Annotated in this window: 19 protein-coding genes and 1 tRNA gene; 8 read left to right on the forward strand and 12 right to left on the reverse strand. The window is 33.1% G+C overall.

The window, feature by feature from the left end:
- Nucleotides 1-55 precede the first annotated feature (55 nt).
- Both X926_RS04265 and X926_RS04270 read left to right on the forward strand, forming a co-directional pair.
- A tRNA-Leu gene (locus tag X926_RS04265) sits at nt 56-144 on the forward strand.
- 218 nt (nt 145-362) lie between these two features.
- Nucleotides 363-1,541 carry a ComEC/Rec2 family competence protein gene (locus X926_RS04270; RefSeq protein WP_103065149.1) on the forward strand — a complete coding sequence of 393 codons (1,179 nt, stop codon included), beginning with the start codon at nt 363-365 and terminating at the stop codon, nt 1,539-1,541.
- A gap of 30 nt (nt 1,542-1,571) precedes the next feature.
- Here the strand turns inward: X926_RS04270 and gcvH are convergent, their stop codons facing one another.
- The 8 genes from gcvH to X926_RS04310 form a co-directional block, all read right to left on the reverse strand.
- Nucleotides 1,572-1,922 carry a glycine cleavage system protein GcvH gene (gcvH, locus tag X926_RS04275; RefSeq protein WP_103065150.1) on the reverse strand — a complete coding sequence of 117 codons (351 nt, stop codon included), beginning with the start codon at nt 1,920-1,922 and terminating at the stop codon, nt 1,572-1,574.
- A 103-nt stretch (nt 1,923-2,025) separates the two neighbouring features.
- Nucleotides 2,026-2,622: an ECF transporter S component gene (locus tag X926_RS04280; protein ID WP_012208096.1), complete on the reverse strand. Its 597-nt coding sequence runs from the start codon at nt 2,620-2,622 to the stop codon at nt 2,026-2,028.
- A 44-nt stretch (nt 2,623-2,666) separates the two neighbouring features.
- The gene (locus X926_RS04285; protein WP_103065151.1) at nt 2,667-4,667 is read right to left on the reverse strand and encodes a S9 family peptidase; all 2,001 of its coding nucleotides are present in this window, start codon (nt 4,665-4,667) and stop codon (nt 2,667-2,669) included.
- A 75-nt stretch (nt 4,668-4,742) separates the two neighbouring features.
- Complete coding sequence (locus X926_RS04290) at nt 4,743-6,032, reverse strand: amidohydrolase family protein (RefSeq protein ID WP_158245193.1); 1,290 nt, start codon at nt 6,030-6,032, stop codon at nt 4,743-4,745.
- Between the two features lie 293 nt (nt 6,033-6,325).
- Nucleotides 6,326-7,339, reverse strand: coding sequence for a dienelactone hydrolase family protein (locus X926_RS04295; protein ID WP_103065153.1), 1,014 nt, complete (start codon nt 7,337-7,339; stop codon nt 6,326-6,328).
- 34 nt (nt 7,340-7,373) lie between these two features.
- Entirely contained in the window at nt 7,374-8,297 is a 924-nt protein-coding gene (locus tag X926_RS04300) for an alpha/beta hydrolase (protein ID WP_233186677.1), read from the reverse strand.
- A 132-nt stretch (nt 8,298-8,429) separates the two neighbouring features.
- Nucleotides 8,430-9,629, reverse strand: coding sequence for a hypothetical protein (locus X926_RS04305; RefSeq protein ID WP_103065155.1), 1,200 nt, complete (start codon nt 9,627-9,629; stop codon nt 8,430-8,432).
- Between the two features lie 13 nt (nt 9,630-9,642).
- Nucleotides 9,643-11,124 (reverse strand): B12-binding domain-containing radical SAM protein, encoded by a 1,482-nt coding sequence (locus X926_RS04310; protein WP_103065156.1) that lies wholly within the window; start codon nt 11,122-11,124, stop codon nt 9,643-9,645.
- 183 nt (nt 11,125-11,307) lie between these two features.
- Between X926_RS04310 and X926_RS04315 the strand changes: the two genes are divergently transcribed.
- Nucleotides 11,308-12,618 (forward strand): alpha-amylase family glycosyl hydrolase, encoded by a 1,311-nt coding sequence (locus X926_RS04315; RefSeq protein WP_103065157.1) that lies wholly within the window; start codon nt 11,308-11,310, stop codon nt 12,616-12,618.
- A gap of 2 nt (nt 12,619-12,620) precedes the next feature.
- Here the strand turns inward: X926_RS04315 and X926_RS04320 are convergent, their stop codons facing one another.
- The gene (locus X926_RS04320) at nt 12,621-13,325 is read right to left on the reverse strand and encodes a YjjG family noncanonical pyrimidine nucleotidase (protein ID WP_103065158.1); all 705 of its coding nucleotides are present in this window, start codon (nt 13,323-13,325) and stop codon (nt 12,621-12,623) included.
- A gap of 365 nt (nt 13,326-13,690) precedes the next feature.
- Between X926_RS04320 and X926_RS04325 the strand changes: the two genes are divergently transcribed.
- From X926_RS04325 to X926_RS04345, 5 genes are all read left to right on the forward strand, one after another.
- Nucleotides 13,691-14,983 carry a YeeE/YedE family protein gene (locus X926_RS04325; protein WP_103065159.1) on the forward strand — a complete coding sequence of 431 codons (1,293 nt, stop codon included), beginning with the start codon at nt 13,691-13,693 and terminating at the stop codon, nt 14,981-14,983.
- Between the two features lie 89 nt (nt 14,984-15,072).
- Nucleotides 15,073-16,770 (forward strand): FAD-dependent oxidoreductase, encoded by a 1,698-nt coding sequence (locus tag X926_RS04330; RefSeq protein WP_103065160.1) that lies wholly within the window; start codon nt 15,073-15,075, stop codon nt 16,768-16,770.
- Nucleotides 16,771-16,869: 99 nt separating this feature from the next.
- Complete coding sequence (locus X926_RS04335; RefSeq protein ID WP_103065161.1) at nt 16,870-17,658, forward strand: ABC transporter permease; 789 nt, start codon at nt 16,870-16,872, stop codon at nt 17,656-17,658.
- 37 nt (nt 17,659-17,695) lie between these two features.
- Nucleotides 17,696-18,742 (forward strand): MetQ/NlpA family ABC transporter substrate-binding protein, encoded by a 1,047-nt coding sequence (locus X926_RS04340; RefSeq protein WP_103065187.1) that lies wholly within the window; start codon nt 17,696-17,698, stop codon nt 18,740-18,742.
- A gap of 20 nt (nt 18,743-18,762) precedes the next feature.
- Entirely contained in the window at nt 18,763-19,533 is a 771-nt protein-coding gene (locus tag X926_RS04345) for an ABC transporter ATP-binding protein (RefSeq protein WP_199171173.1), read from the forward strand.
- A gap of 5 nt (nt 19,534-19,538) precedes the next feature.
- Here the strand turns inward: X926_RS04345 and aroH are convergent, their stop codons facing one another.
- Genes aroH through X926_RS04360 form a run of 3 tightly spaced genes read right to left on the reverse strand, consistent with a single transcriptional unit; the run spans nt 19,539 to nt 22,379 of the window.
- Nucleotides 19,539-19,895 carry a chorismate mutase gene (gene aroH, locus X926_RS04350; RefSeq protein ID WP_103065163.1) on the reverse strand — a complete coding sequence of 119 codons (357 nt, stop codon included), beginning with the start codon at nt 19,893-19,895 and terminating at the stop codon, nt 19,539-19,541.
- 38 nt (nt 19,896-19,933) lie between these two features.
- Complete coding sequence (infB, locus tag X926_RS04355) at nt 19,934-22,036, reverse strand: translation initiation factor IF-2 (RefSeq protein ID WP_103065164.1); 2,103 nt, start codon at nt 22,034-22,036, stop codon at nt 19,934-19,936.
- 16 nt (nt 22,037-22,052) lie between these two features.
- Complete coding sequence (locus tag X926_RS04360; protein ID WP_103065165.1) at nt 22,053-22,379, reverse strand: ribosomal L7Ae/L30e/S12e/Gadd45 family protein; 327 nt, start codon at nt 22,377-22,379, stop codon at nt 22,053-22,055.
- Between the last annotated feature and the right edge of the window lie 92 nt (nt 22,380-22,471).

Here is a 22,471-nt window from a genome sequence, read left to right on the forward strand (position 1 = left end):
AAGCCTATAACGTAGTGTATAATAATTTTGATATATTGACATAAATAACTTTTTCGCCGGGGTGGTGGAATTGGTAGACACGTATGGTTGAGGGCCATATGAGTATTTACACTCGTGCGGGTTCAAGTCCCGCCCCCGGCACCAGAATAAAGGATCGTGTTTTACGATCCTTTTGTTTTTTGAATTAATTTTATTATATTCCTGATTGATAATCTCACTTCTGATTTCTATCTACTGGGGGTAAAAGTATAGAAAAGAAAACTGAAGTTACCTTCCCCTTTTTTATTGAATTATTCATTGCCTTTTCTTTGTTATTAGTACTTTCCTACTTGAATAAAGCCGCAGTATTAATAGGCTATTTTTTGTTTCTTCTTCTTTTAAAACTCTTTGAGAAAGATAAATTAAAAGTCTTTTTAATCGGTGTCTTGTTGTTTCCTGGCTTGTTATACATTCCCATCAATCTCAATTCAGAAGCAGGTATTTTAGGGAAAATTATAGACAAAAGAGGAAATTATTATACGGTATTTTCAAGAAAAATCTATTATGAAAATCAATGGCAGAAATACAGGAATTATTATAAATTTTACTATGGTGAATTCAGTACGGTTCCCATCACTACGGGCAAAAACGTCTACATATACGGAACCATTGAAAACGATTTTCTTAGAGCTGAATATGTGGCTCCTGCCAACAACAATTCGATTATGAAGATAAAAGATCTTGCAACCAATAGATTGTCTGAAAACATTCAAAATACCGAGGCACTTGATATATTGACGAGCTCTTTTATGGGTAATATACGGGATAAAGAGGTATTTCAAAAAACAGGGACTTTGCATCTATTTGCCGTTTCAGGTATGCACGTGTACATAATTTACTCGATGATCAGTTTCTTTCTCAACTTTTTTATCTTGAAAAGGAATTTAAGACTCATCTTATACTCCACTATCATCACTTTTTATTTGGTTTTTACCGGATTCACCCCAAGTTCTGTACGGGCTGTATCGCTTTTAGTCACTTTAAACTTATTCAGACTTTTCGACGTTCCTGTTAGCTCTTTCAACATCTTAGGATTAATAGGATATCTCAACCTTTTGTTCTTCCCCAATAATCTTATGAACGTTAGTTTCCAAATGAGTTATGCAGCAACTTTTATGATTTTATTTTCAATGAACCATATAGAAAATCAATATTTTAGATCCTTATCTGTTCCTATAGCGGCATATGTCGGTATATTTCCTATAGCGTTGATACACTTTGGAGAAATTTCTTTGATTGGACTTTTCATAACGCCCATTCTAACCCCTGCTATTTCATTACTAATCTTATGTAGCGTTCTTTCAATATTATTGCCTTTCAATTTTGTTCATTCTTTTTCAACTTTTTTTGCTTTGTCAATAAAAAACTTCGTAAATCTTTTTACATTTTGGGAGCCAATTGAATTTAATTCTTTATTTATTCCGTTATTTCTATGGAGTTTGATCTTTTTGCTTTATGTCTGGCTTCTTCAAGTTAACAAAAGAAAAAAGGACCCCATTTAATAAGGGCCCTTAATTTTGAATCATACTTGTCTACATTGGAGGTTCTTCATCCAAAAGATCTTCGATCTCTGATTGATCAGAAAATTCAATTTTTACAATCCATCCTTTATTTTCCGCATCTTCGTTTATTATTTCCGGCTGGTCTTCAAGATCTTTGTTAACTTCAACAATTTTTCCACTTAAAGGTACATATATATCTTCGGCTGACTTCACAGATTCTATGGTGCACAGGACTTCACCTTTTTTTACTTCTTTCCCAACTTCTGGTAATTCAACGTAGGTTACATCACCCAATTCTTCAGCAGCCTTCGCAGAAATCCCAACAGTTGCAATATTTCCTTCTATTGTTACATATTCGTGGGTAGCTGTGTATTTCTTCATAATACTTGACTCCTCCTTTTAATTTGTAATTTTTGTTGTCTATAGAAATCAAAAAAGTTGCTATAGCGCCCTTCCCCCGCATCCCACCCAAATGATGAGATAATCAATAGCCTGCCTTTTTTACCGCTCTGATTACCCCAACAGTTATTAAAATCGCTATTATGATCTCTGGAATACCGTTTGTTAGGCCTATAGCCAACACTACCCCACCTACGGCTTCCCTTGCTACTCCCATAGCGGTAGCTATCCTGTCGGCAAATAAGAGATACATCATACCTAAAACACCTGCGGTGTTAGTAAAAGTTCCTAAAGCAGCACTTACACCAATAGATACGCTATCTCTCCATTTTGAAACTTTTTCTTTATTACTCGAGAAAAGTTCAAATACTAACCTGTATGAATAATATGAAACTAAACCAATCAATATTCTTGGTAATACAGAAACTAAAGGATTAACAAAAGCAAAAGACAATATATTCGGTCTTAAAAGTGCTTGAATTATACTAGACACCCCAAATATCAAACCTATAACCATTCCTGCAATAGGTCCCTCCAATATTGCCCCAATTATAACTGGAATATGCATAGTTGTTGCATTCGCTGGAGGAATAGGGATAAATCCCAATGGAGTAAATCCTAGAACAAAAGAAATACCAGATAACAACGATATAGTTACCAAGCGTTTGGTTTTTGATCTCATGCTTTTTCTCCTTTTAATGTGAAAAGTTAGCTACAAACATTTAACTATTTTAAATAATTGTCAAACCACGCGGTAATCTCTTTTAATCTTCTTACTCGATGTTTTGGTTTTCCACTTCTGCTCAACTCATGATTTTCTCCTCTGAACATAACCAATTTTGATTCCACGCCATTGTATTTGAGTGAAGTGAACATCTGCAATCCTTCAGCCAACCAACAACGGTAATCTTCTTCCGAATGTATAAAAAGAGTTGGAGTTTTAACGTTATCTGCGTATTTCATAGGTGAATGGAACCATAACTTTTCATAATCACTCCAGGGGGTGGCTGCTTGTTGATCTTCAACGAAATAGTAACCGATATCGGTAGTGCCAAATTTAGCTATCCAATTCGCTATACTTCTTTGAGAAACAGCAGCCTTGAACCTATCAGTATGTCCAATTACCCAGTTGGTCATATAACCACCATAAGAACCACCTGTTACCCCTATTCTATTTTCGTCTATGAAAGAGAACTTTTCCAATACTTTATCAACAAAGTCCATTATGTCTTCATAGTCTATTGTTCCATACTTTCCTCTGATATCTGCAAACTCATCCCCTCTTCCATCACTTCCTCGGGGATTACAAAACATAACAACATAACCTTCATTTGCCCAATACTGCATTTCATGGAAAAAAACATCTCCACCATAAACGGTTTTTGGGCCACCATGAATATCTAAGATTGCGGGGTATTTCTTGTTCTCTTCAAAATTAACAGGTTTCATAACCCATCCTTCTATTTCTATCTCACCTTTGCCAAGAAAGGTTATTTTTTCAGGCTTAGATAAAGTTTTTTCTCCTATTACCCATTCGTTGAAAGTAGTTAGTTGTTTCTCTTCATTGCCTGCTAATTCGTATAGTTCTTGAAGTTTAACATCTCTCATCCCCACAAAGATGATACGATCTTTAAATACATCAAAACCATCAACGGATCCGCTTTGTGTGGTTAATTTTTCCCTCTTACCTCTCTCATCTATTCTATTTATGAAAGAATTTCCATACTCTGTTGTTTCAAAATAAAGGTAATTGTCCTCCACTTTGAATTCACTATTAGAACCATATCTACAATCAGAACCTACAGAACTCCAAGTACTAAAATCAAAATCAGTTTGAATTTGTTTCACTTCTTTTGTTTGTAAGTCCATCAAATAAAATTTTGGGTTCTCGTTGATTCCATACTCTTTCATGTTGGACCCTAAGAAGATTATTTTCTCTTTGAGAAAGTCTGCATATACATAATTGAAAGGATCTTCATGAGTTAATTTTTCTAAACTTTCTTTCTTTAAGTCATATAAATAAAGATCGGATCTTATTTCCATTTTATCTTTAAAAGTGTTGGAAATGAAAAGTATTAAATCTTTCTCTTCATTTAATTTAAAACCTTCTACGTTTGTCAATTCATCTGTTAAGGGGGTAACTTTCTTATCTTCTAACGTATAAATGTATAATCTATTTCTTTTCTTGTTGGTAAATCCTCGGCCATTCGACCAGAAGGGTATTTCATCTAAAACTTCGTAATCTTTTTCTTCTTTGAGCTTATCCAATTCCTTTTCTTTTTCTTCCTTTGAAAGGTTATCCAAATTCTTATATTTCGGGTCGTAAATACCAGTTACAACAAACTTATCCTTAGATATGGGTTCAATATCTGATGCAAAGAACGGGAGTTCAAAGTATTTTTGAGCTTCTCCACCTTTGATGTTTATTATATAAAAAATTGTAAAAGGTTCTCCCTTTTCTTTCCTCTTTTTATCCTTTTCCTCTCTTACCGTTGAGAAGATGATATTCTCATCGTCCAACCATACATAAGAACTTTCTTGATTGAAAGTAGTAAGTTTGTTGGTCTTTCTATTATCTACATTGTAAAGCCATATATTTGATAGATACTTGTTCTCATCGACATCCATCTCAGAGACAACAAAAGCTAAGTTTTTACCATTCGGTGAAAATTTTGTGTTCGATATAAATTTGTACTTTGTAAAATCCTCTAAAGCTAATTTCTCCATTACTCTACCTCCTCACAAAATGTAATTATTACTGTCGTTAAAATTCTAATACTTGCACTTTTTTAAAATCAAAATCTAATTTTCATTTTGATAGATCTTTGGTTGAGATATTTCAACAAAAGGATCGTCCTGAAATATTAAAGCGTTACTTTCCATGCTTTCTTGCCTATCAATGTTATCTATGGTTTCTGGGCCATAGATAAGCTGATACAAAGAATAATTGTAAGGGATACCTATTTCTTTCAATCTTTTAATATCTCTCAACCAATCTGGTTCTTCAACTGGAGCATCTGATGAAATAAAAAGAGGAACTTGTGACTTGTATAAATCATAAAATCTAAACGCATCTTTTACCCTTTCACCCAATCTATCTGCAATAAAAACTTTATCGGATTCAATGAATTGAGGTTGTATGTCTACAATAAGGTTATGTTTTTTAATCCTTTCTATTTGGTTAGAACTAAGCAGAATAGCATGAATTATTCTATGCCTTAATTTAGGATTGACTCTTTCAAAAACTCGTAAAATTTGTTCTATAGCCCCATCTCCTATAGCATGAGCAGCTAAATGAAGTCCGTTATCTTCACAAAATTCAACAACCGCAGTTAACTCAGTATCTTCCCATAATTTTTCCCCATACGTATCAGAATCGGTGTACTTATTAAGCAATAAAGCTGTTCGTGCACCTAACGAACCATCCAAATATATTTTAACACATTTAAATTCATTAAAATATCCTGATTCATAATATTTTGAAAGCTCATTATAGCCCTTAACGGCAACCTTTTCATATACAAAAAAATCATTATCGTGTGTAAATGGTAACTCGTCTTGAGAAATACCATGTAAATCATCTGAATGAACAAAACCATACCCTTTTTCTTTTAAATACCTCTTTGAGGTCTCGTAATTATTTTTTACGTCTGTGAAAGGGCCAAAGGTTTTATAAAATTTATCGATCGCACTTTCTTTGATTTTTCCTTCTTCAAAATCCACGTAATTACTTGAATCTGAAAAATCAATACCCTCAAAAACCTTTGAATTAACAACCGCAAAATGTCCGCATCTTCTAACCAACATGATGGGGATTTCTCTGTTTATTGAATCTAAAAAATTTTTATCAGGATTTGCAAATTCTTCGGTCCAACCTCTTAAAACAATTTTATTCGGTCTTTTACTGACAATTTCTTCTATAATACCCTTAATTTCAGATAGTTTCTTTTTCTCCAAAGTCGGTTGAGACAGCTTTTCTCCCAATCCCAATATATGTAAATGTGAATCTGTTATCAATGGAGTAACGAATATCTGTTTGTTGTGTTTAGTGCTCACAAATTTAAACTTACCATTTCTACTGAGTTTAAACAAAATTCAATTTCCCCCTTTTTAAGTCAATGTTTCTACCTTATTTCAATATTTTACCACTAATCTTTTTTTATTTTTTAAATTAAATGCAAGTTTCGATTTTTAAGATTTATCGACATAATTGACTAAAGAGAAGTGAAATGTCATCTTTACTCTGAAGAAATTGTAAACTAAGTAAAATGTAGAAATTGCAGGGTAAAAGAAAAAATGAAGGCGTTCAATTTCGACGCCTTTATTTTTTATATCTCGCTATGAACATGAATTTTCTAAGTTAAAATTGATGAAGAAATATCACTTCACTTTGATAAAATAGCCAAATATCCTAAATTAGCGAAACGGTATTTAATTTCTTCGAACCTCATTTCGTTAATTATAATATTTGATATTAACCTTTGAAAAGGTAGCCAGGTAATATGATCAATGGGGACCGTCACCTTTCTAGGTCTTGATAAGTTTTCCCATAGAACCCTTCTTGTATTTTTGGGTAAGGTTTTATCAAAAGCTGCTTCTAAGAATGTTACCTTTTCTCTGTTTAAAAATTTGGCATAGGCTGCAGGATCAACCTTCATCAATGGATGTATATCTGAATTTAAAAACTCTTGAATGTTCTTAAACTCTCCTATCCTCTTTAAATCGTTTTGAAAGGTCTTTCTTAGCCTTTCTCTATCGCTTAAATAAGCTATTTGGTCTTTCTTTTTAAGCAATTCCCTTCTTGTAAATTCCAATGTAGGTGATTCCCATATAAGTTCAGCCATGTTTCCACCACTGGCTATAATGAAATTGTGCTTTATTTCAGGATTTAAAGCGTTAGCGATAACAGATACCATGCCCCCAAGGCAGTATCCTATCATGAAGTTTCGCTCGTGCCAAAGCGCGTTCGCTTTCAAAAAATCTATGATACTTAATACGTCAACAACCGCATGTTCCCAGGTGTTCAAGGTTGTATAAATATCGGCAGAAAAATAATTTTTACCACTCATAGATCCGTTAGATGTTCTGGTATAATTGTCGGGTAATAATGGTACTACAGCCCTTATGCCTAATTTGGAAAAATATCGCCCCATTTTTAAGATATAGGTAATGTTTTTAGTTCCCAAACCATGAAGTATCAAAGCAACACCCAAAGCCTTTCCTCGGGGTTCAAAAAGATAGATTTCATTAGTTTCGGTACCTTTTTTATTATATTTGTATAAAGAATTAAATTTTATTAATGATTCTCTATAATTTTTACCTTTATTTATGAAAGCTTGAGTAAATTCTATATTTTGTTTTGCATAACTAAAATCTATTTTAAAATTCTCTTGTAGCATATGTTCATCTCCCCATCTTCGTAGATCTTTATTTCTAAACAGCTCTTCTATTTAATGTATCATCAGTTTCTTTATTTTGGCATACTTTTTTAATAAAACTCACCGTTTTTTCAACAAATTTCTGGGTTAAAACATCTTTTAATTCTAATTCGAAAGAATGCTTCCCTTTTGGATGAATTAACAATGTAGAAGGAACACCACATTCTTTTATCTTCTGGTTTAACTTTATAGAAGTTGTTACAGGGACGGTAGCGTCTTTTTCCCCATGTACTAACAGTGTTGGAACCATTCTTTCAGATATATAATTTATAGGTGAATATAACTTATATTCTTCAAATTTTGTTTTAGGCGTTCCTTTCATTGTGGTTGTAACTGCAAATTGTGCAAAAAGAGAATCTACTTGATTACTCCACAGATCTAAAAGATCCGATGGAGCGTACCAAGCCACAACTCCCTTTATTCCCTTCATCTTTTCAAAATGATTGTAGTAAGAATTATATGCTGCATAATAAAGTGACAAAGTACCGCCTGCGGACGTGCCCATCAACACGATATTTTCTTTGTCTAAACTCAGCTCTTCACTATGATCTTTTATATAATTTAGGGCGTCGTGGTAATCTTCTATCAACTCTTCATATTTGTTTAAATAGCTATACCTGTAATCTATTGCAACAACGGCAAATCCTCTACTCGCTAAAAATTTTGCCCATGCGGTAACGCTTGATAATTTCCTACTTCCAGTTATCCACCCTCCTCCATGAGCAAAAAAGACTACAGGAAATTTGCTTTTTTCTTTAGAAGGATAGTAAACATCTAATTTCAAAGGTAACTTTTCCTTTTTATACTCCACAGTAATTGCATCAGTATAGGAACCTTTCTTAACTTCCAATGGAAGGTTCCCAAATACAGATTTCTTAATTGTTTTTGCATTCAATAGAATTATTAGAAAAAAAGTCATCAAAGCATTCCAGAAAAAAAGAAAAAACAAAAGAATTAATCCAAAGATTTTAGCAATTTTTTTATACTCATTTTTGTCGGAATTTTCTTCATTCACCTTTTCGTTGTTTATTCAAATCACTCCGATAGAGTTTTATTGTTCGTTCATATTGATCTTTTCTCTGTTTATAACAAAAATATCAGATTCTGAATAATAATTAGTAAAAAAAACATATTTTTTGTCGGGTGTATATGTTGGATAGAAGCAGTCATTTGTCAACATGCCTGATAAATTCCTTTTTTCTCCATCATCGTATTCATATATACTGAAATAGGTTCCGTTAAACTCAGAAAACACAAGAAGCTCTGAACCATTTGACCAATTATCGGTTTGATTATTTTGTTGTGCTATTAACGGTGAGATACTGTTTTCTTCGTCAACAAAATAAACATTCATATTCGCCGTTTGATGATCCACACCATAAAAACTGATTTTGTTACCATCCCATTTGGTGGGGCGAAATTTCAAAAGATCCTTTGATTCCGTTAATTTCTCAAGTTTATCGTAGTATAAGTCATAAATCCAAACTTCCGTCCACTGACCACCATCTTCATCCATAGTGAATAGAATCAAAGTATTATCATAAAAATATGGTGAATAAGCATTCTTATCGGACGGACTTACTTTTTGAATCTCCTCAGTTTCTAGATTATACAATACAATATCCCATTTTCCAAACAATGTAGTTTGAAAAGTTAAATACTCATCGTTTGGGGAAATATCAGGAAAATACTCAGCAGAATATTCCAATGGAATCTTATCTTGTGTACCTTCTTTAAAGTCAAAAATATAAATTTCCCTATTACCAATATATCTGTCGCTTACAAGATACAACTTATTATTTTGAAAAACAGGGTATTCATCTACCCCTTTCCAAAAAGTGATCTGTAAAACATCCCAGTTTTCTCCATACAAAAACCTTTGAATGGATAATGTCTCCAGAGTTTTTACCGCAAACTTTTCTACCCAATCACTAGTTTCACCAGATTCTTCAGAGTATGAAAAACCTCCGCCATCAAAGTATCCAAACGCAATTGTGATATTTTCCTTAGTATTTGTAAATATATTCATTGTTACATCATAATCATTGATATTTATGGAGTTAGACATCGCATCTTTTATGTTTATATTGTACATATAACTTCCGATACTTTTTATTTTTTCTGCAATTTGATTTGTTATCCATGTATTATCGTTTAAATTTATAATCATATTATCTTTTGATAGATTTGCAGCAAAAGAGACTACTATAACGGGAATAAATGCAAAAACCAAAATTATCTTTTTTATCATACCTTTTCTCACCTTATAAATTTTCTGCAATTTTCCTGAAATGGTAACCGTAAATTGAAAGAGAAATCATTTTTGGAAAAGCTTTAGGTTTCTTAAACAAACTCCAAAAAAACATTTTCCAATATTGTTTTCTTTCTTTACCAACAATCCCTAAAATAAAGATGGATTTAATAAAAGCACTAATTTCTTGAAAACCTATCTTAGCCTTGGAGAATCCAGGTACCTTATAATTAACCAAAAATTTCTTCAAACGATCATAATAGTTTTTGGGCTGATAAAGCTTAGCAACAAGATTTTTGTAATTCTTGACTAGGATTTCCAAGTTCATCTTTGGAATTATATTCGTATTGATATCCACATTGTTTCCACTTATTTCTCCCCGTAATCTATTTTCCTTGAGTAATCTTGAGTATAATTCACTTCCCCTTGGCGCATTTAAAATGCCAACCATGGCGGTAACTATGCCGTTTTTCTGAATAAACTCGAATTGCTTATCGAAAATTGTGGGCTTATCACTGTCAAAACCGACAATAAATCCTCCCTGAATTTCAAAACCAAAACTTTGAATTTTTTTGATAGACTCTTCAAGATTTTGCTTAATATTTTGATACTTATTAGCTTCTCGTAGACTATCCGGATCAGGGGTTTCTAAGCCAATAAAAACTCTGTCAAAACCCGCTTTGAACATCAAGTCCATGAGTTGATCATCATTAGAAAAATCTACAGACACTTCGGTATAAAAAGAAAACGGGTAACCATGAGCTTTTTGCCACTGTATTATTGCGGGTAACACATCTTTTTTTAATTTTGATTTATTTGAGATAAAATTATCGTCTACAAAGAAAACAGAACGCCTCCACCCTGCATCGTACAAAGATTGAAGTTCTTGAATCAACTGTACGCTTGTCTTAGTTCTGGGTTTTCTACCATTCAAGGCGGCAATATCGCAAAATTCACAATTATAAGGGCAACCTCTAGAATACTGGATGCTCATGGACCCATACCATTTGAGATTTAACAGATCCCACCTGGGAACAGGCGTAGTTTCAATATTGCAAAAATTAGGTTTTGCATAATATCTTTTTAATTTGTTATTTTTTATATCTTCAACCAACTCATCCATTAATTCTTCCGCTTCTCCAAGAACAAAATGGTCTACAGTATTTTGAAATGTGTCGGGTTCCATTGTAAAAAGAGGACCACCGGCAACTATAGGTTTGCCATAGTCATTACATTGTTCGATCACATTTACCGCTGACTCTCTTTGAACAGCCATGGCGCTTATAAAAACATAATCTGAATTTAATATATCTTCTTTTTTTAATTTTTCACAATTCATATCCACCAACCTGATGTTCCATTCTTCGGGTAGATAAGAAGCTATTGTAATCAAACCCAAAGGCGGCAAAGCAGCGCGTTTGGAAATAAATTTCAGCACGTGTTTGAAACTCCAAAATGTTTCGGGATAAGCGGGATAAACCAAAAGTATGTTCATAGTTACCCCTCCTTCTAGTTGCTTTATTGCAACGGGGCTAACGATCCATTTATAATTTAATTATACCACATTTTTTAATTTTAAATTTTAAAAGTAAAAAAAGTGAATATCTTTAGGAAACGTTTTCATTTCTTTAAAAAAAGAGTGGTAAAATAACCAGAAGTAAACTATGGGAGGAATTTTATGTTTTTAGGATACCACATTCTAATAAAATTTTATAAAAATGGAGAATTAACAAATGATTTTCCAAAGGAGAGTTATCGCTATTACGAAAAAAATGCAATAGATGGAGATCTTCAAGGTGTCATTAAAGAATTAGACTATTTAAAAGAGCTTGGGATAGATTTGATATATCTTGGGCCTATTTTTAAAAGTAAAACCACACACGGATACGATATTACCAATTATTTTTCTATCTCAGAAAACATAAGTTCCAACTCCGAAGAAGATGCTAAAGCGATCTTTAAAAAGCTTATTGAAGATGCTCATAAAAGAGGAATAAAGGTTATTATCGATCTAGTACTTAACCATGCCTCAAAGGAATTTGATTTTAATTCTGTCCCCAAAGATTTGAACATTAAAACTGAATCTCCCCGTTCACCTCAAGAAGAAAGATGGCAAAGATCCTTTTTGTTTTGGAATCTAGATGATAAAGAGACAAGAGAATTTTTAATAAGAGTTGGAGAGTATTGGCTAAAAAACTTTGAATTAGACGGATTTAGATTGGATCATGCCTTAGGCTTGCCATTAAACTTTTTAGAGGAATTTTCTACAAGGATGAAAAAAATAAAAAAAGATGTGGTAATTTTAGGTGAAGTATGGGAAGACGAGGGAGATAAGATAAAAAATTTTAATCTCCTTAAAAAGTTCAAAGGAGAAGATGCTCAACGTTTTACCAGTCTGTTTGATTTTGCTACATACGATACAATTAAAGAAGTTTTAGGAAAGAAAAATGGGTCGTTACTCGATTTATATAATCAAATAGTATTATCAAACCAATTAAACGAAAGGGTGTTCCAGCTAACTTATTTTATAGAAAATCACGATCTTCCAAGGTTCATAGATATATGCCAAGAATTAGAGACATTTTACATAGCACTTGGTTTATTAATGGCTCTTACAGGAAATGTGATGTTAGAATATGGCAATGAGATAGCTTTAAAAGGAGACTCAACAATTCAAAATTTTCACGAAAGTGGAAGAGTTGCGATGAAATTCAAAGAAGATTGGTCAGATCTAGAGAAACAAACCTTCAATTATTGTAAAAATCTCATTAAATTAAGAAGAGTTCACCCCTCTCTTTCATCAGGGAGTTATGAACTTATAACTTCGGAAGAAAATTTACTAATTTTTAAAAAGAAAGCAGCATATGACGAGATAAAGGTAGTCATTTATATCGGAGAACAAGAGTATCATTTGGATAAAGAATATTTAGATCTAATTAGAAATACAAAAGTTTTGAAATTAAAAAAAGGCATTTATTACCTTCAATGAATTTAAAGTATATTTTTCAGCTCTATAAGCTTGGATATAGCGAGAACATCCTTTTCTTGGATTTGAAGAGATTCCTCATGATTTTTAAACCAGATGGCATCAATTCCACATTTTATTGCCGGTAGGATGTCATTTTCAAGATCATCACCAACGTAAATAATTTCATCTTTAGACTTTTTAGACATTAAAATGGCATAATTAAAAATCCTTTCATCGGGTTTCGGAAAACCGACATCTTCTGAACTAACTAAAATACTAAAATAGTCATATATTCCCGAACTTTTCATTTTAACAATTTGAGTTTCTCTAAAGCCGTTTGTCAAAATTCCCAATTCATATTTATCTTTTAAATACTCCAAAATTTCCACTGTCCCTTCGACGAGGAGTTTTTGATTCGATAAAATATTTAGGTAAGTATTATTCATCTCTTCTATCAAATCTTCCCTATGCTTTATCTTTAAAGCATTCAAAGAAATTTCAAAACGAAGAAGTTTTAATTCATGTTGACCTATTTCTTTTTTCCTATACATTTCCCATAACTTTTTATTGATCTTTTGGTAGGATTCTACAAACTTGTCCAAAGACGTTTCACGAAAAACGTGACCGTACTTTTGATAGACCAACTTCAATGCTTCTTGTGAATTACTTTCAAAATCCCAAAGGGTATGATCTAAATCAAAGTAGATCATCTTTACTTGGTTTTTCAAATATTTCACCTCTATTCTTCAACTAGATAAAATTACTGAAAAAAATCTCTTTTTTAATTATAACATTAAACCTTTTTTATTCAAAACTTATGAAATAACCATTATTTAATCTTTCTTTATTAAAAAGCTGACAAAGTTAATTCTATTTTTACTTTTTTTTGTTAGAATAATTTTGAATCGTAATTAGTGAAAGAACTAACAATTAAAATTTTAGTGTTTAAAAATATTTTATATTTTTTCATACTTCATGAACTATTTCACAAAGGGGGTGAAGCCTAAATATTAAACTAATGTTCTAGTAAAACTATTCTTTTAGAAATTTCAATCTTTTGTTTTAAAAATGCCTTTAGACAGGAGGAAAAAGTATGACTAAAACAGTAGAGAAAGTCCTTGGTTTGTTAACTTTTGCACTGATTCTCATCCTCGGAAACACACTTTTGGCAACAGATATGCTTTTTTTTAGACTTTTGATTGGAGTAGGTTTTGGATACACCTTAGCGAGAGCTTATACCGGATTTGCTGGAAGTGTCAATAGAGCTTATAGAACAGGATCTACTCAACTCATGCGTGCTATGATATTTATGTTTTTTATAACCTCTGTGATGATCATGGGATTTTTGTTTAATTCAGACCCCACTAATTACAGCCTTTGGATAAACCCAATTAATTTAGGTTTACTGTTGGGAGCTTTCCTCTTTGGTTTTGGTATGTCCCTTTCTGTTTGTTGTGCTACAGGTGTACTTACCGACTTAACTATGGGATTTACAAGAGCTTTGATAACTTTGATATTTTTTGGAATAGGTGTTTTTCTGGGATTTCCTATTCAAAGAACCGCTGGATGGGTTACCAATTCATGGATTACATCTCCAACTGGAGCTGAGTTTAGTGGAGGAGTTTTTTTGCCAGATTTATTCAAATGGGACGGTTTTCAAGGTTATTTAGGGGCTATCTTATTGTTGGGATTATTTTCCTCAATAGTGATTTTTGCTTCTTACCAATACGAAAAAAAGAGAAGGAAAGAAAATACATATTTTGGAGTTCCCTCAGAAAAAGAACAAGAAAGCAGAAAGAAATTAGATCTTTTTAATTTCAAGCTTTTTAGTCAAGAAACTTATGATCATATATTTGTGAAACCTTGGACTTTAACTGAAGGGGCAGTAGTATTAAGTATACTTTTTGTTCTATTGTTTGGAGTTACAAAGGCAGGTTGGGGAGCTTCTACTCCACACGGGGTTTTTATAGGCAAAATACTTATGGTTTTTGGTGTTTCAGGGGAAACTATTGCTGAGTTTACAAAAATGCCTGTTTCTACCTTTACTACGCCTTTTTTTCAAAATGCATCGTTAGTTCAAAACTTCGGAATAGTAGTAGGAGCACTTGCTTATCTTCTATCAGCTGGTAAATTTGTTGAATCATTTAAATCAGAGCTGCGTGTAACTGGAAAAGAAGCCTTTTTATACGCTTTGGGTGGTATTTTGATGGGATTCGGAACCCGTTTTGCCAATGGTTGTAATGTTGGAGCACTATACAGTCCTATAGTCGAATTTTCATTATCAGGTTGGATATTTTTAGCTTTCATGGTTTTAGGTGCTGTGGTTAGCAATAAGATATTTTATAAGATCCCATCAAAAACTGAGTTTAAAGTAGATAAGAATTAACACAATAGTTGTGAACTATAAAAAAAGATGAATTTCATTGATGCAATGCGATTCAGACTTTTTTTGGTCAACTAAAGGAGGCCTTTAAAATGGGTAAACGAATACTTATAGTTGGAGGAGTTGCTGGAGGTGCCTCAGTAGCAGCAAGAGCAAGAAGGCTTGATGAATCTGCTGAAATAATAATGTTTGAAAGAGGGCCCCATGTTTCTTTCTCCAATTGTGCCTTACCATTTCATTTAAGTGGTATGGTTGAAAATAGTGATGATTTAGTTTTGATGACACCAGAACAATTTAAAAAACAGTATAACATTGAAGCAAGGGTTAACAGTGAAGTTATAAAAATTATAAGGGACCAAAAGAAAGTCATTGTTAGAAATACAAAAACGGGAGAAGAATACGAAGAGCATTATGACAAATTGGTTCTTTCTCCAGGGGCCAAACCTGTTCTTCCAAAAAGTATCGAAGGAATAGACAGAGCAAATGTATTTACAGTCAGAAACGTGGTAGATATAGTTAAAATTAAAGACTACATAGAAAAAAATAACATAAAAGATGTTGCGGTAGTTGGAGGAGGTTATATTGGAGTCGAAGTTGCAGAAAACCTTAAATTAGCGGGTTATAACGTTAATTTGATAGAAGCTCTAGATCAAGTAATGCAAACGTTTGACTACGATATGGTTCAGATCTTACATAAAGAGTTATACGATAACGGTGTAAACCTTATTTTAAGTGATTCTGTAACTAAAATCTTTGATGATTATGTAGAACTAAAATCCGGTAAAAAAGTAAATGCTAGAGCTGTTATAATGGCTGTAGGAGTATGCCCTGAAACCTCTTTGGCAAAGGATGCTGGTTTGGAAATAGGTGAAACAGGTGGTATTAAAGTAGATCATAACTACAGAACAAGCGATGATGATATCTATGCTGTTGGAGACGCCATAGAAACCTATTCTGCTTTACTATGCAAACCTTGCAGACTACCTCTTGCTGGTCCTGCCCAACGACAAGCAAGGGCTGCAGCAGATCATATTTACAATATACCTCATATAAATAAAGGCGTTATTGGGTCATCAGTTGTGAAAGTTTTCAATTTAAACGCAGCTGCCACGGGCCTAAATGAAAAGCAAGCTAAAGCTAATAACATTCCTTACGACTTTGTTTATATCATTCCTCAGGATAAAGTCGGCTTAATGCCGAATAGTTATCAGCTACATTTAAAATTGATATACGAAGTTCCTACGGGAAGAATACTTGGAGCACAAGCAATTAGCGAAGGTGATGCCCCTAAACGTATTGATGTGATAGCTACACTAATTCGTATGAATGGAACATTAGAAGACTTAAAAGAGTTAGAACTATGTTATGCGCCTCTGTTTTCCACTGCTAAAGATCCAGTTAATCATGCTGCGTTAGTTGGTTTAAATCTATTGCATGGTAGATTCAGACAAGTCCCTGTGACTAAAGTTAGGGAACTTGTCGAAAATGGCGCTTTCATCATTGATTGTCGTGAAAGAGATGAATACGAAAAAGGTCATCTAAAAACCGCTGTTAACATACCGTTGAGTGAACTTAGGGAAAGACTGAATGAAATACCTAAAGATCGTCCAGTCTATATTCATTGCCGTTCTTCTCAGAGAAGTTATAATGCGATTATAGCTCTTCAAGGAAGAGGGTACAAAAATGTCTTTAATATTTCCGGTTCATTCTTAGGTACCTGTTATTATGAATATTATTTAGACCAAATCACTGGTAGAGAAAAGATAGTTACCGCTTATAATTTTGATTGATTTATGTTTAGACTAAAATTGTGATACAATTCATAGGCCATCAAGAAAATTGATGGCCTTTCATTTAAAATCTTTGTAAAAAGAGAAGGAATTGTTTGCATGAATAATAATGAATCAAACAAAAAAAACAATCATATTTTATTAACAGTATTCACTTGGTTAACGATATTTTTAGCCTGGTATATTGTTACAAAACTAGAAATATTTACTCCAACTCTGCTACCCTCACCTCAAAGAGTCTGGTCCGCTTTTTTAAATTTGATCAGAGATGGATACAACAATATTCCATTATGGGTGCATATAGGAACAAGTTTCAAAAGGTTATTCGTTTCCATAGCTTTTGCTATAATATTTGCTTTACCTATAGGACTTTTAAGTGGTTATTTTAAAAGAGTGGAAGCGATAATAGATTCTATCGTAGAATTTTATAGGCCTTTACCTCCTTTGGCTTATTACACGATTCTTATCTTATGGTTTGGTATAGGAGACTTATCAAAAGAAGTTTTACTTTTTTTAGCCGCCTTTGCTCCCATATACATAGCTTGCGTTTCCGCTGTGAAAGGAATAAACCAAGATTATATATTGAGTGCAAGATCCTTGGGAGCAGATCAAACGAATGTGTTTTTTAAAATTGTTTTACCTGCATGTCTACCAGAAATATTTACCGGTATCAGAACTTCTTTCGGTGTGGCATACACAACTCTTGTTTCTTCTGAAATGGTTGCAGCTACCTCTGGTATTGGTTGGATGGTAATTGATGCCTCTAACTATTTAAAAAGCGATGTCATATTCGTTGGCATTTTTATAATGGGAATCAGTGGTGTTTTAATAGATTATGGATTACGATCTTTAGAAAGAAAATTAATTTTCTGGAAAGGTAAGGTTTAAAAACTGGTTTCTCCTTAGAGGAGGTGTTATGGCATATATGAAAAGTAGATTAATGAAATCTTTACTATTTTTGGTTTTAATTACATTGATAACTCTTATTTTTACAAGTTGTAATAAGGGTCAGCAAGACTTACCCGAAGAGATCAATATTGGGATTTTAAGAGTCCCGAATGACGAAACCATTGCCATTGAACAAGGGCTGTTTGATAAATACTTTACTGATAAGGGCATCAAATGTAATTTTATAGTTTTTGATTCTGGAGTAGAAGCCAATCAAGCTTTCGCCTCAGGAAGTATAGATTTTGCTACCATGGGGAACATAAATTCTATCATTGCTTTCGTTAGAGACCTTGATGTAGAGTTAATTTGGATACACGAAGTCTTGGGTGATATAGAGGCCCTGGTCGTTAGAGAGAACGATGAAATAAACAGTATAAACGATCTTATTGGTAAAAAGATAGCAACTCCTTTTGCTTCCACTAGTCATTATATTTTACTGAATATTCTCAAAGAGGCAGGAATAGAAGATAAAGTTCAACTGCTAGACATGAAAACAACCGAGATAGTTGCTGCCTGGTCAAGAGGAGATATAGATGCTGCTTATACTTGGCAACCTTCTTTAGGTGAACTTATAGCAAATGGTGGAAGAGTTTTGATTTCCAGTGAGGATATGTTAGAACAAGGCTATATTACAGCAAATGTGGCTTTAGTTAGCAAAAAGTTTTCAGAAAAGTACCCTGATTTAGTTGTATCTTTTATAGACTGTTTGGCTGAAGCAAACGACATATATTTAAATGATCCAGAACGTGCTGCTGAAATAGTTTCGAAAAATTTAGGAATATCTCCTGAAACTGCTTTAACCCAAATGCAAGGCTCAATTTGGCTTACAAGAGAAGAGATGATCAGTTCTATGTATATGGGAACAAGTGAAAAACCTGGTAATTTTGTAAGAGTCATGAAAGATACGTCAGATTTTTTAAAAACTCAGGGCTATATCGAAAGTTCGCCAAGTTTAGAAGAATTTATTGAATATATTAACCCTTATTACATTGAAAAATCCTTGGAAAAGGATGATGAAATATAGACAATCTTTATAAAGAAACTTTGATAAAAATTGAAAATTTGAGTGTCAATTACGAAACAAAAACCGGTGTGATAGAAGCTTTAAAAGACGTTAATTTAGAATTGAAAAAAAGCGAGTTTCTTTGTATTTTAGGACCCTCCGGTTGCGGAAAAAGTACATTGTTAAGAGTAATAGCAGGTTTCATCCCATTAACATCAGGGAAATGTTTGATGCATGAAAACCCCATAGAAGGGCCAGACTGGCATAGAGGAGTTGTATTTCAATCTCCTACTCTATATCCATGGTTAACTGTTAAAGGAAACATCGAGTTTGGGCCAAAAAGCAGGGGTGTCGCAAAAGACAAAATCGAAGAAATTTCAAAATTTTTTATTCAAGAAGTTGATCTTACCGGTTTTGAAGAAAAATATCCCTTCGAGCTTTCCGGAGGTATGAAACAGCGAGTAGCTCTTGCAAGAGTTTTAGCAAATTATCCTGAAGTTATCTTAATGGATGAACCTTTCGGATCCTTAGACGCATTTACTAGGAGCAATATGCAAAATTTGATTAGAAATATTTGGCAAGAAAATAATTGTAGTATATTTTTTATAACTCATGATGTAGACGAAGCTTTAATGCTAGGTACGAAAGTTTTAGTGATGTCTCCCAGACCTGGAAAAATAATCAAGGAATTTAACTTGGATTTTACCAACAAGTTGCTAACTCAAAAAGCAAAAGAGATACTTCATACAGAAGAATATTTTAATACAAAAAGCGAAATTTTAGATTTAATAAACTCTCAAAGTGAAATATAAAAAGATTATTCTTTTTTTGCTCTTAAGTTCTTTGCCTCATGTAAGTATACAAAATTTTGGGTGCTGCTTTCACAAATAATCAGCACCCTTATTATTTTTTCTCGAGAATCGTTAAAGGAAGCTTCTTCTAAACTCATAAAAGGGACGTTATTCAGATCTAATTTCTCACGTAAAATGGTAGCAGGATTGAGACTTTTGATGTCAGGAGTTACAGAGAATATCACTGATATTATACGTGATATATCGTTTTTATTCATTATCTCATTCCATAGCTCTATAACATTTTCAGTTAATTCTATTGGATGATCTTCGTTTAAAGAAGTCGCTCCTCTTATTCCCACTATTTTATATTCAGGCTCCATATTATCATATCCCCATTTATTATCACCAAAACACTTAATTATTTAGTTTTTTGTTCCAAACCCAATTCTCGTTTAACGAATACATGTTTATAAAACTCTAATTCATCACCTTTAGTGAAATCTTCGAAATTTTCAAATTGAATTCCACATTCTTTAGGTGCTTCAATAGATTTAACTTCATCTTTATAATGTTTCAAACTCTTAATTTTTACATCGGCAATCAAACCGCCATTCCTGTAAATTCTAACTCCGCCATCTCTTTGAACGTACCCTTCATTTACTTGAACACCAGCAATTTTCCCTACACCTTTTATCTTGAACTCTTCCTTAATTACACCATTTCCCGTGAGTTCTTCCTTTTGAATGGGTTCTAACATACCTTCTAAAGCTTTTTTGATATCATCAATCAAATCAAATATAATATTGTACCTTCTGACTTCTATTCCCTCAGCTTCTGCCATCTTTAATGCCTTTGAATCAGCTTTTACTCTAAAACCCAGAACAATCGCATCTGAAGCGGAAGCTAACATTATATCACTTGTGCTTACCGGTCCTATCCCCGCATGTATAATTTCAATATCTATTTCCGGATTTTCGAATTTCTGTATAGCGTTTCTTAAAGCCTCTATTTCTCCATAAGTACTGGCTTTTAATAAAATATTTAATTTCTTTTTTTCTTCCTCTTCCATTTTTTGCATAATATCTTCAAGCTTCACGTGTCTTTTAGCTGGACCTTTACTTTTTTCTTCTTCTTTTTCTTTTACTTTTTCTGCTAGCGTTCTGGCTTCTTCTTTTGAATCAATAACGTATAAAATAGAATGTGTGTTTGGAACATCATTAAACCCCAAAACTTGGACAGGAGTGGAAGGAACGGCTTTTATTAAACTTTCTCCTTTGTCATTTATCAATCTTCTGACTCTGCCATAAGTAGAACCTGAGATAAAATCATCCCCAACTTTCAATATTCCATCTTTAACTATAACCGTTCCCAAAGGACCCATAGCTTTGTCAACTCGACTTTCTATGATTACTGCTCTAGCTTTTCCATCGGGGATGCACCTTATCTCCTGCATTTCAGATACTAAGAGAATCATTTCCAACAATTCATCGATTCCTTCGCCTGTTTTTGCAGAAACAAGAACTGTTATTGTATCTCCTCCCCAATCTTCTGGAATAAGATTGAGTTTAGATACCATCTGTTGTTTTGTTAATTCAACATTGGCATTAGGTTTATCAATTTTATTTATAGCCACTATTATAGGAACGTTGGCACTTTTTGCATGATTATAAGCTTCTATTGTTTGAGGCATTACACCATCATCTGCCGCAATGATAAGAACAACTATATCAGTTACTTGAGCTCCTCTGGCTCTCATTTCTGTAAATGCTTCGTGGCCAGGGGTATCAATAAAAGTAATCCTTTGGCCGTTGTACTCTATCTGGTAAGCACCTATAGATTGAGTAATACCGCCTTCTTCTTTATCAGCGACGTGGGTATTTCTAATTTTGTCTAACAAGGTTGTTTTCCCATGATCAACGTGTCCCATAATAGTGACAACCGGAGGGCGTGGAGCCAATTTGTCTTTCTCTTTTTCATAAATATCGTTCCATTTTTTAGCAAGGATAGCTTCTATATCTTGTTCTTTTCCTTCTTCTGTTTCCTTTTTTTCAATTTCGAAATTCAATATAACGTTATAATTCATAGCAATATTTTCTGCCATGGTTATATCTAGTTTCTGACCTGGCCTTAATACAACGCCTTTCATAAACATGTCTTTTATAATATCATTTTGTTCCAATCCAATTTGTTTTGCTAAAATATCAAGGCTTAAATCGTGGGAAGTTATAGTAACCTCTCTTAAAAACTTTTCTTCAACAGGTTCTTCTTTTGATTTTTCCTTGACTTTCACTTGTTCTGAAGATTTGCCTTTCTCTTTCGAAGGTTCTTTTTGCTTTTTTACTTCCTTTTTAGTTTGCCTTTCTTCCTCAATAAGATCCATGATAACTTGCACAGTTTCTTCTTCTATAGTGCTCATATGACTTTTGACAGAAATATTTAATTCCTTTTCTAAAAATTCCATTAATTCTTTAGAGTTCATTCCCAACTCCTTTGCAACTTCATATATTCGGGTCTTCGACACCTATAAACCACCTCCACTATTGGAACATTTTCAATATTCCTTCGACGATATTTTCATCTGTAATTCCTATGACACTTATATTTTGTTTACCAAGAGCCTTAGCTAATGTTGACTTTGAGCAATATAATTCTATATAAGGTACATCAAAAATTTGACAATGTTTTATTACGTCTAGTTTCACTCTTGAACCAACATCCTTTGGAATAAGTATTAATTTCTTTTTTTGAAATGAGCGTATATAATTCCTCAATCCTTGCTTACCATAAACAATCTTCTTCGCTTTAGCAGCAAAACCCATATAACTCAAAATCTTTTGTTCATTTAAGGAATTCCCATTCCCCATGCTTTATTCAAAATCCCCTTTTTCGTGATTCCTTGATTTCTTTTTTATTATAACATTTTATTGCTGTCATTCAAAATATTTTTTCATTACAT

The sequence above is a fragment of the Petrotoga sp. HWHPT.55.6.3 genome, assembly GCF_002895495.1.
In the GTDB taxonomy this organism is placed as follows: Bacteria; Thermotogota; Thermotogae; order Petrotogales; family Petrotogaceae; genus Petrotoga; species Petrotoga mobilis.